We start from the raw sequence: 11095 nt of genomic DNA, 5'->3' as shown, positions 1-11095 counted from the left end.
CGGCGCGGGGGCCGGAGCCGGAGCGGCAGCCGCCGGAGCGGGCGCCGGGGCGGCCGGAGCCGGGGCAGCCGCCGGAGCGGCACCCGGGGCGCCGACGACGGCGAGCTTGGCGCCGACCTCGGCGGTCTCGTCCTCGCCGACCAGGATCTCCAGCAGGACGCCGGCGACCGGGGAGGGGATCTCGGTGTCGACCTTGTCGGTCGAGACCTCCAGGAGGGGCTCGTCCTCGGCGACCTCTTCGCCGACCGCCTTCAGCCAGCGGGTGACGGTGCCCTCGGTGACCGACTCGCCCAGTGCGGGCAGTACGACGTCGGTACCGGTGGCGCCGGCTGCCGGGGCGGCGGGCGCCTCGGCGGGGGCGGCCGGGGCGGGCGCCGGAGCCGCGGGGGCCTCGGCGACCGGAGCCGGTGCAGCCACGGGAGCGGGCTCTGCGGCCGGGGCCGGAGCCGCGGCAGGCGCGCCCGTACCGTCGTCGATCACGGCCAGCTCGGCGCCGACCTCGACGGTCTCGTCCTCGGCCACCTTGATGGAGGCCAGCACACCGGCGACGGGGGAGGGGATCTCGGTGTCGACTTTGTCGGTCGACACCTCGAGCAGCGGCTCGTCGGCCTCTACTCGCTCGCCCTCGGCCTTCAGCCAGCGGGTGACAGTGCCCTCGGTGACGCTTTCACCGAGCGCCGGAAGGGTTACGGAAACCGCCATGGTTTCGGTTGCTCCTTACGAATTGCGGAAGTCTGTGTCGTCGTCCGACCGAGGGGGTCAGTCGTGGGAGTGGAGAGGCTTGCCCGCCAGTGCCAGGTGGGCCTCGCCGAGCGCCTCGTTCTGCGTCGGGTGGGCGTGGATCAGCTGGGCGACCTCGGCGGGCAGCGCTTCCCAGTTGTAGATCAGCTGGGCTTCGCCGACCTGCTCGCCCATGCGGTCGCCGACCATGTGGACGCCGACCACGGCACCGTCCTTCACCTGGACGAGCTTGATCTCGCCCGAGGTGTTGAGGATCTTGCTCTTGCCGTTGCCCGCGAGGTTGTACTTCAGAGCGACGACCTTGTCCGCGCCGTAGATCTCCTTGGCCTTGGCCTCGGTGATGCCCACGGAGGCGACCTCGGGGTGGCAGTACGTCACCCGGGGGACACCGTCGTAGTCGATCGGAACGGTCTTCAGACCGGCCAGACGCTCCGCCACCAGGATGCCCTCGGCGAAGCCGACGTGCGCGAGCTGGAGCGTCGGGACGAGGTCACCGACGGCGGAGATGGTCGGGACGTTCGTCCGCATGTACTCGTCGACCGTGACGTAGCCGCGGTCGATGGCGACACCCTGCTCCTCGTAGCCGAGACCGGCGGAGACCGGGCCGCGGCCCACCGCGACCAGCAGGAGCTCGGACTCGAACTCCTTGCCGTCGGCGAGGGTGACCTTGACACCGTTTTCGGTGTACTCGGCCTTCGAGAAGAAGGTGCCCAGGTTGAACTTGATGCCGCGCTTGCGGAACGCGCGCTCAAGAAGCTTGGAGGAGTTCTCGTCCTCAAGGGGGGCGAGGTGCTTCAGGCCCTCGATGATCGTCACGTCGGCGCCGAAGGACTTCCACGCCGAGGCGAACTCCACGCCGATGACACCGCCGCCCAGGATGATCGCGGACTGCGGGACGCGGTCCAGGACGAGGGCGTGGTCCGAGGAGATGATCCGGTTGCCGTCGATCTCCAGGCCCGGCAGCGACTTCGGCACGGAGCCGGTCGCCAGCAGGACGTGGCGGCCCTGGATGCGCTGGCCGTTGACGTCGACGGAGGTGGGGGAGGAGAGCCGCCCCTCACCCTCGATGTAGTGCACCTTGCGGGATGCGATCAGACCCTGGAGTCCCTTGTACAGGCCCGAGATCACGCCGTCCTTGTACTTGTGGACGGCCGGTACGTCGATGCCCTCGAAGGTGGCCTTGACACCGAACTGCTCGCTCTCGCGGGCCTGGTCGGCGATCTCGCCCGCGTGGAGCAGGGCCTTGGTGGGGATGCATCCTCGGTGCAGGCAGGTGCCGCCGACCTTGTCCTTCTCGATCAGGGCGACGTCCAGTCCCAGCTGGGCCCCGCGCAGCGCCGCGGCGTACCCGCCACTACCACCGCCGAGGATCACTAGGTCGAAAACGGTGCTGGCGTCGTTCGCCACGTCACGTCCTCCATGCATGTGCGCCGTACGCCGGTCTTCAGTGACCGCGCGGCGGCTGGTGTCCGGCCGCTCTTTCTTCGGCCCTGTGGTGGGGGCCCTGTCCTGCCGAGCCCATCTTCGCACTTGTCGAGGCCCAACGAGACGCCGGGCCCGGGTGTGAGACGCCACACGCTCACATGAGAGACGTTGAATTGTTGAGACACCTTGGGTGCGACCCCCTAGGGGCGCGGGGCTGTATCGATATGCAGCTCCGCTGCGGGGCGCGACCGGACCCGCAGTCGCCGCAGACCTAGGTGCGACCCCCCAGGGGCGCGGGGAACTGCGCGACCGGCCACAGCCGGTCCGCAGTCGCCCACGCACCTCAGGGCATCGAGCTATTGGGCGAACGTCAGCCCAGATCCCCAGCAGCAGTCAGCTCAGCCAGCCGCACCAACGTCCGCACCGCAGACCCCGTCCCACCCTTGGGGGTGTAGCCGAACGGCCCGCCCTCGTTGAACGCAGGCCCAGCGATGTCGAGGTGCGCCCAGGTGATCCCCTCACCCACGAACTCCCGCAGGAACAGCCCGGCGACGAGCCCCCCACCCATCCGCTCACCCATGTTCGCGATGTCGGCGGTGGGAGAGTCCATCCCCTTACGCAGGTGCTCCGGCAACGGCATGGGCCAGGACGGCTCCCCGACCTCGTCAGCCGCCTCGACGATCGCGGAGCGAAACGCCTCATCGTTCGCCATCACACCGAACGTCCGGCTCCCGAGAGCCAGAACCATCGCCCCGGTCAACGTCGCCACGTCCACGATCGCGTCCGGCTTCTCCGCGGACGCGGCCCACAGCGCGTCCGCGAGGACAAGCCGCCCCTCCGCGTCCGTGTTGAGCACCTCGACGGTCTTGCCGCTGTACATCCGCAGCACGTCACCGGGACGGGTCGCGGAGCCCGACGGCATGTTCTCGGCGAGCGCCAGCCAGCCGGTGACGTTGACGGCGAGGCCCAGACGCGCGGCGGCGACGACGGCCGCGAACACCGCGGCCGCACCGCTCATGTCGCACTTCATCGTCTCGTTGTGGCCGGCCGGCTTGAGCGAGATGCCGCCCGAGTCGTACGTGATGCCCTTGCCGACGAACGCGAGGTGCTTGGTGGCGTCGGCGTGCGTGTACGACAGCTTCACCAGGCGCGGACCGGCCGCGGAACCGGCGCCGACGCCGAGGATGCCGCCGTAGCCGCCCTTCTCCAGAGCCTTCTCGTCGAGCACCTCGACCTTGATGCCGTGCTCCTTGGCCGCGGTCTGCGCGACGGCGGCGAAGGCCTCGGGGTCGAGGTCGTTCGGCGGGGTGTTGATCAGGTCGCGGGCGCGGTTGAGCTCCTCGGTGACCGCCAGAGCGCGCTCTACGGCCGCCTTGTGCTCCTTGTCGCGCGGCTTGCCGCCGAGCAGGGCGACCTCGCCGAGCGGGGCCTTGCCCTTGGCGTCCTTGGCGCCGCCCTTGTACGCGTCGAAGGAGTACGCGCCGAGCAGCGCGCCCTCGGCGATCGCACCGGCGTCGGCGGCGTCGGCGAGGGGGAGCGCGAAGGCGGCCTTCTTGGCGCCGGTGAGCGCGCGGGCGGCGACGCCGGCGGCCCGGCGCAGCACCTCGGCGCCGTACTCCTCGCCCTCCTCGGGCTCCGCGCCGAGCCCCACCGCGAGCACGAGCGGTGCCTTGAAGCCGGCCGGTGCGGGCAGCTTCGTGATCTCGCCCTCGGCACCGGAGGCGCCCAGGGTCTCCAGGACGCCGGCGAGCCTGCCGTCGTACGCCTTGTCCACGGCGTCGGCGCCCGGTGCGACGACCGGGCCCTTGCCGCCCTTGCCGACACCGATCACGATCGCGTCGGCCCGCAGGCCGGGCGCCGCGGCGGTGCTGAGAGTGAGAGCAGTCACAGTGGTGAATTCTCGCTTCCGATGTGAAGTTTCTGTGGCCGAACGGGGTGGGTCGACCGGGCCCGACAGCCGACCCTATTTCCGACCTGCGGCGGTGGTGGGCATAGGGGGCAGCTGAGCGCCCAGGACGAGCGTACGCGCGTGTGCCTGATGGCTCATTCCCGGCGGGGGGTTCACCGGTTCCCTCGAGGGGTTCACCTACCGGAAGCGGAGTGGCCACTTCTCGATCCTCACCCTGGATGTCCTGCGCCACACTCGTGAGGTTCATGTGGGCGACATGCTCATCGATTTGCATGATTTCCATGGATCCTCCGCGAGACGACCACAGGGAGGATCGCTTGGGGGAGGGACGACATGGCGCACGGAACGCGCGGATGGAGAACCGCGGCCGCTGTACTGGCGGCCGCAGGACTGCTGGTGCTGGGCCTGGAGGCACCCGGCGCATCGGCCGCCGACGAGCCGCGCATCGATCTCAAGGTACTCGTCGTGGACAACGGGGACAGTCCCGTCGAGGCCATCGCCGCCCAGCTGAAGAGCGAGGGCATTCCGTACACGACTGTGAACCTGAACGACTCGGGCCGCCCCACGATCGACGCGGCCTTCCTCAGTGACACGGTGGACGGCACGCCCCGCGCGAAGTACCAGGGCGTCGTCCTGCCCAACGAGGCGCCGTTCGGGACGAGTTCGGCGGAACAGACCGCGCTCAATGCCTACGAGACGACGTACGGCATCCCGCAGGTCGACGCCTACACCTGGGCGCACCCGGAGGTCGGTCTCGACTACGCCGCCTACTCCGGGGCACTCGACGGGCATGAGGCAGATGTCACCGCCGACGGCAAGGCGGGCTATTTCGGCTATCTCGACGGACCGCTCACGTTCGAGGACAACTCCTCGTCCGTGCAGGAGAGTTACGGCTTCGTGGCCACGCCCAGGACCGGTTTCACGAGCTACGTCGACACCGCCGTACCGGGCGGCACCGGGCGCGGCAGCCTGGTCGGCGAGTACGCGCACGACGGCCGCCGCGAACTGGTGCTGACCTTCGCGTACAACCAATACCAGGAGCAGTTCCGGGTGTTGGCGCGCGGCATCGTCGAATGGCTGACTCAGGGCGTGCACCTGGGCCAGGCGCGCAACTATTTTTCGGTGCATGTCGACGACGTCTTCGCGCCCGACGACCGCTGGGACACCGAGCTCAACTGCACGCCCGGTGACTACGACTGCGCGGCGGGCGAGGGCTCGACGGCCACGCCGATCCGGATGACCGCGGCCGACGCGGCGTACGCGGCCCAGTGGGAGCAGGACCACGGCTTCACGCTCGACCTGGCCTTCAACGCGGGCCTGGGCGAGGACTGGAAGAGCGAGAACGGCGGCACGGACGCCCTCACCGACCAGCTCCTCGCCGACAAGGCCGACTTCCGCTGGATCAACCACACGTACTCGCACGAATTCCTCGGCTGCGTCCAGGACTTGACGACCGTGCCCTGGAACTGCGCGAAGAACGCCGACGGTACGACCCAGTACATGAGCCAGGCCGACATCTCCGCGGAGATCGCCAGCAACTACAACTGGGCTTTGGCGAACGGCCTTCCGGTCGAGCGGGACGAGCTGGTCACCGGTGAGCACTCGGGCCTCAAGACGCTCCCGCAGCAGCCCGACGACAACCCGAACCTGGCAGGCGCCCTCGCCGCCAACGGCATCACCTGGACGGCCTCCGACCACTCCCGCGAGAGCACCCAGCGGGCCGTCGGCGACGCGCTCACCGTGCCCCGCTACCCGATGAACGTGTACTACAACACGGGCACCAAGGCCGAGATGGCCGACGAGTACAACTGGATCTACACCTCCACGGCCGACGGCGGCAGCGGCGCCTGCGAGAACAACCCCGACTCCACTTGCCTGGCAGCCCCGTTGGACACCGCCACCGGCTACGACGACTACATCGTCCCGCAGGAGGCGGCCACCGACCTCGGCCACGCCATCAGCAACGACCCGCTTCCGCACTACGCGCACCAGTCCAACCTGGCCGAGGACCGCGTCCTCTACCCGGTCCTGGACCAGGTGCTCGCCGACTACCAGGCGCTGTTCGCCGACAACACCCCGCTGGAGAACCTGCGGGAGAGCGCGATCGGCACCGAACTCCAGAACCGCGCCGCCTGGCAGAGCGCCGTCACGAACGGCGACGTCGAGGCGTACCGGATCGGTACCACCGTCACCGTCAACGCCCCCACAGGGATCCAGATCCCGTTGACCGCACCCGAAGGGACCACCAAGCAACTACCTCTCGGCACAGCCGCGTTCGGGACGCCGTACGCGGGAGAGCGCTCGGCCTGGACCACGCCGGAGCTTACGCAGACCGCTCTCGCGCTGAACCTGCCCGCCTGACCCCACGACAGCGCAGCGCAGCCAGCCATCGCGCGCACCCCGGCCACCACCGACCGGCCGGGGTGCGCGCCAGAGCCGTCCACAGTTCCGCAGGGGGGAACTCGCATGATGCGTACCGGCCGTCATGTCACCATGCTCACCGAAGGCACCTATCCGCACGTCCACGGCGGGGTCAGCACCTGGTGCGACCAACTCGTCAAGGGCATGCCGGAGGTGGACTTCCACATCCTGTCGCTCACCGGCAGCGGTCGCGAACCCGTGACCTGGGAGCTGCCGTCCAACGCCTACCGGCACACGTCCGTGCCGACCTGGGGCCCGCGCCCCGGCCGCCGCAACCACGGCCTGTACGGCGCCGCCCGCCGCCGCTTCGTCGACTCCTACGAGCGGTTCCTGCTCTCCTTCCTCGACCCCGAGGCGCACTGCGACTTCGGCGAGAGCCTCTACGACCTGGCCCAACTCGCCCGCCAAGGACGCCTGTCGGCGGCCCTGCGCACCGAGACGGCGCTGCGCTCGCTGATGTGGATATGGACGATGCCGCACCTGGCAACTGCCGCCGCCCGCCCCACAGTTCACGACGCCCTCACCGCAACGGACCTGCTGGAGCACGCACTTCGCCCACTCGGCGTCCGCATCCCCGAGGACTGTGTCGCGCACGCCGTCAGCAGCGGCCTGGCGACCCTGCCCGCGCTCGCCGCCAAGAAGCTCGACGGAGTGCCCTTCCTCCTCACCGAGCACGGCATCTACCTGCGTGAGCGCTATCTCGGCTACCGCCGCGACGGCCAGCGCTGGCCCGTGAAGGCCTTCATGCTCGGCTTCTACCGCGAGTTGAACTCCCACGGGTACAAGGCCGCCGACCTGATCACCCCGTGCAACCAGTACAACCGCCGCTGGGAGGAGCGCGGCGGCGCCGACGCCGACAAGATCCGCACGGTCTACAACGGCGTCGACCCGGCCGCCTTCCCGCACGCGGGCCCCGAACCGGAGATCCCCACCCTCTCCTGGTGCGGCCGCGTGGACCCCATCAAGGACCTCGAAACACTTCTACGCGCGTATGCCTCCGTCCGCGCCGAAATGCCCGAAACCAGGCTGCGGTTGTTCGGCCCGGTACCGGTCGGCGGCGAGGCCTACCGCACCAAACTCGAAAAGCTCGCCGCCGAGTTGGGTGTCACCGACGGGGTCACCTTCGAGGGCCGCATCAGCGAGGTCTGGCGCGCGTACGCGGCAGGTCACATAGTCATGCTCTCCTCCATCTCGGAGGGCTTCCCCTTCTCCATCATCGAGGCCATGTCCTGCGGCCGTACGACCGTCTCGACCGACGTCGGCGGAGTCAGCGAGGCCGTCGGCGACACCGGTCTCGTGGTCCCGCCGCGCGAGCCGGAGAAGATGGCCGCCGCCGTCCTCACCCTCCTCCGCGACGACGAACGCCGCCTGAAATTGGGCGAGTTGTCCCGCCAGAGGGTTATCGAGCGCTTCACGTTGCGTCGGTCCGTGGATAATTTCCGGACTATTTACCAAGAGCTCGCGGGCCGCCCCGAGGTGTACGAGCCCACGGTCGAGACCGTCGCCGACTGGACCGCCGAACTGCGCGATCCGTGGTATAAGGCTGTCGCGACGGACGGTACCGACTGGTGACCGGTTCCATCTGGCTGCCGCCGGGGGCGAGTTCGGACACCGTCCCCGGCGTCCCCAAGCAACGCCGCTCACCGAGCTGGGCGGAGCCCGACCCGATCGACGAACTCGCCGCACGCCTCGACGAGTTCGTCGCCGCGGCCGTGCACCCCGACGAGATCGCCGCGCTCCTCGAATCCGACGGTATGTCGGACGACCAGATACGCGAGCGGTACGGCGTCAAGAACTCCTTCGCCCTGGCGGAGGAGTTGTACGACAGAGTCGCCCGCCGCTTCCCGGAACCCGACGGCCCCGCCCACGACCCCTGGCAAATAGGCCTGCTCGGCTGCCTGTTGAGAGGCGTCGTCTTCGCCCTCCCGGGCTTCGGCTACGTCCTAGGGTCACCGTTGCTCGCGGGCCACCCCGAATCCTTCGGCCTCCCCGCCGGCACCCTCCCCCTCCTCTCCGGCGCCCTGGTCGGCTGGACCTGGAACCAGGGCCTTGCCCACAGGGCGTACTCCTGGCTGGGGTTGGGCGACAGACCGGCGGCCCGCCACAGCCTCCTCGTCGGGGCACCCTTGGGCGCACTCCTGGGCGCCGGGGTCGCGCTGGCGGTCGCGGGCACCACCCACCCGACAGCCGTAACCTTCGCCGCGGGCCAGTCCATCTACCTGGGCGCGGCAACCGTCCTTTTGGTCATGGGCCGCGAACGGGCTTTGCTGGCAACGCTGTTGCCGATGACGGCGGGCGCGGTGGTGGCGATGGTCCATTCGGTGCCGGACGCGGCGAGACTGATCCTGCTACTGGGTTCCTTGCTGGCGGTAGTGGCACTGGCTCTACTTGAAGTAAGGCCTGACGGCATTGCCCTCAAGGGGCGCGGGGCTGTATTCAATTTGCGGCTACCGCCGCGTGGTCGCGACCAGCCCCCACGCACCCGCAGCCAAAAATCAACAATGTCCCCCCGACTGACAAGCTCCCTCCCCTTCGCATTGTTCGGCCTGGGCAGCGGCGCCCTCGTCCTCTACGCCGCCCTGAGCGGCAGCGCGGTCGCCGCAGTCGCCCTGACTCTGAGCATGGGCCCAGCCGAGTGGCTCCTCTACCGCTTCCGCAGCGGCAGCCTCACCGGCATACGCAACAGCCGTACCCCCAAGGCCTTCTGGCGCACAACAGCCCTCACCCTCACCCTGTGCCTGACCGCCTACCTCGCCGCCCTGCTCACCCTCACGCTCCTAGCCACCTCCCTCTGGCCCCACACCCCCGGCGTCAACGCCGTCAGCCTCACCGGCCTGCTCCTCCTCGGCATGGTCCTGTGGACAGGCCTGCTCCTCCAGTCCTTCGGCGCGGTCCTCGCCGCGGCAACGACCTGCTGCGCGGCGGCCGCGGCCCAGACGCTGGCCCTGCTCACCCACGCGGCCGGCCCGCACTGGATCGCCGTGTACGTGTACGGCACGGCGGCGACGGTCCAAGTGGTCCTGGTCGGCGCCCTGTTGAGCAGAGTCACGGCACACAGATGAGCCAACTACTGGTCCCCTACTACGAACACCCGACCGTCCGCCCCGCCGAGTGGGCCGCGATCGTGGCGGCGGCCCCCCGCCTCTACGGCGTGATCCTCAACCCGGCGAGCGGCCCGGGTGAGGCCCCCGACCCCGCCTTCGCCGATCTGGCGGCCCAACTCCGGGCAACGGACGTCCGGTTGCTCGGCTACACGGACACGGCCTACGGCACACGCTCGTACGCGGACGTGGCCCAGGACCTCACCCGCTACCGCGACTGGTACGGCACGAACGGCGCCTTCTTCGACCAAGTCCCCACCGAACAAAGGGACTTCAGGCACTACCAACGCCTGGCGGGCGCAGCCTGGGCCACCGGCTGCGGCACACTCGTGCTGAACCACGGCACGACACCCCACCCGTCGTACGCCCGCATAGCCGACGTCCTGATCACCTTCGAGGGCCCCTGGACGACGTACCGCGACCAACCCCCGCAACCCTGGCGTGGCACTGCGGGAACCCACCTCGGCCACCTCGTCCACGGCGTCCCGCCCGAGGTCGACTTCGAAGCGGAGGCCCGCGCCCGGGGGGCCTCGGTGCACTGCGCGGTATTGGGCGTGGGAGATCATCCGTGGGGTACCTTGCCCCACACCCTGGAGCCCGTTCCATGAGCCGCCCCACCCCCCTGCTAGCGCTCCTCCTCCTGCTCCTCGCGGGCTGCACCGCCACCCCCGACGACAAGCCGACCCCCACGCAGACCACCGGGAAGCGCTGGCAGCCCCGCCCGGGAGTGGCCTGGCAGTGGCAGCTGAGCGGCCGCCTGGACACATCCATCGACGTCCCGGTCTACGACATCGACGGCTTCGACCACTCCAAGGCGACGGTGACCGCGCTGCACGACAAGGGCCGCAAGGTCATCTGCTACCTCTCCACCGGCGCCTGGGAGGACTTCCGCCCCGACGCCAAGAAGTTCCCCAAGTCGGTGCTGGGCAAGGGCAACAGCTGGAAGGGCGAACGCTGGCTCGACATCCGCCGCACGGACGTCCTCGAACCCCTGATGGCGGCCCGCCTGGACATGTGCCGCGAGAAGGGCTTCGACGCGGTGGAGCCCGACAACATGGACGGCTACCAGAACGACACCGGCTTCCCCCTCAAGGCCGCCGACCAACTCCACTACAACCGCCTCATCGCCAAGCTGGCCCACGCAAGGGGTATGGCAGTCGGCCTGAAGAACGACCTCGCCCAAATCCCCGCCCTGGTAACCGACTTCGACTTCGCGGTCAACGAACAGTGCGCCCAGTACGACGAGTGCGACACCTTGACCCCGTTCATCAAGGCCAACAAGGCGGTCTTCCACGTCGAGTACGAACTCCCGACGACCAGCTTCTGCGCCGACTCCCGCAAGCTGAAGCTCAGTTCACTGGAGAAGAAGTACGAACTGGGAGCATGGCGTAAGGCCTGCTGAACATGCCGGGCCTTGCTGAACACACCGGGTCCTGTTGAACACACCTGAGGGCAGCCAACCCAGGGGCGCGGGGCTGTATCTGATGTGCGGCTACCG

The 11095-nt window shown here is 69.4% G+C and carries 8 protein-coding genes; 5 read left to right on the top strand and 3 right to left on the bottom strand.

What is annotated here, in order from left to right:
- The 3 genes from SPR02S_RS52370 to SPR02S_RS52360 form a co-directional block, all read right to left on the bottom strand.
- The coding region (locus tag SPR02S_RS52370; protein ID WP_019065056.1) for a biotin/lipoyl-containing protein at positions 1-702 on the bottom strand (702 nt) is incomplete at its 3' end.
- Between the two features lie 57 nt (positions 703-759).
- Positions 760-2148: a dihydrolipoyl dehydrogenase gene (gene lpdA, locus SPR02S_RS52365; protein ID WP_019065055.1), complete on the bottom strand. Its 1389-nt coding sequence runs from the start codon at positions 2146-2148 to the stop codon at positions 760-762.
- A 388-nt stretch (positions 2149-2536) separates the two neighbouring features.
- Complete coding sequence (locus SPR02S_RS52360) at positions 2537-4054, bottom strand: leucyl aminopeptidase (protein WP_019065054.1); 1518 nt, start codon at positions 4052-4054, stop codon at positions 2537-2539.
- 354 nt (positions 4055-4408) lie between these two features.
- On the opposite strand from SPR02S_RS52360, the gene SPR02S_RS52355 reads away from it, so the two are divergent.
- The 5 genes from SPR02S_RS52355 (at position 4409) to SPR02S_RS52335 (ending at position 10999) form a co-directional block, all read left to right on the top strand.
- Positions 4409-6436 carry a hypothetical protein gene (locus SPR02S_RS52355; protein ID WP_019065053.1) on the top strand — a complete coding sequence of 676 codons (2028 nt, stop codon included), beginning with the start codon at positions 4409-4411 and terminating at the stop codon, positions 6434-6436.
- Positions 6437-6541: 105 nt separating this feature from the next.
- Positions 6542-8068, top strand: a complete 1527-nt coding sequence (pelF, locus tag SPR02S_RS52350) for a GT4 family glycosyltransferase PelF (RefSeq protein WP_019065052.1) — start codon at positions 6542-6544, stop codon at positions 8066-8068.
- Positions 8065-9558 carry a hypothetical protein gene (locus SPR02S_RS52345; protein ID WP_019065051.1) on the top strand — a complete coding sequence of 498 codons (1494 nt, stop codon included), beginning with the start codon at positions 8065-8067 and terminating at the stop codon, positions 9556-9558. The genes pelF and SPR02S_RS52345 overlap by 4 nt, the downstream gene beginning before the upstream one ends.
- Complete coding sequence (locus SPR02S_RS52340; protein ID WP_019065050.1) at positions 9555-10205, top strand: spherulation-specific family 4 protein; 651 nt, start codon at positions 9555-9557, stop codon at positions 10203-10205. Before SPR02S_RS52345 ends, SPR02S_RS52340 begins: the two co-directional genes overlap by 4 nt.
- A complete protein-coding gene (locus SPR02S_RS52335) occupies positions 10202-10999 on the top strand; it encodes an endo alpha-1,4 polygalactosaminidase (protein ID WP_019065049.1) in 798 nt (265 codons plus the stop codon). Before SPR02S_RS52340 ends, SPR02S_RS52335 begins: the two co-directional genes overlap by 4 nt.
- The last annotated feature ends 96 nt before the right edge of the window (positions 11000-11095 follow it).

The sequence above is a fragment of the Streptomyces prunicolor NBRC 13075 genome (genome assembly GCF_000367365.1).
Lineage (GTDB): Bacteria > Actinomycetota > Actinomycetes > Streptomycetales > Streptomycetaceae > Streptomyces > Streptomyces prunicolor.
The sequence above is the reverse complement of the archived record's forward strand: the minus strand, read 5'-3'. Positions and strand labels throughout refer to the sequence as shown.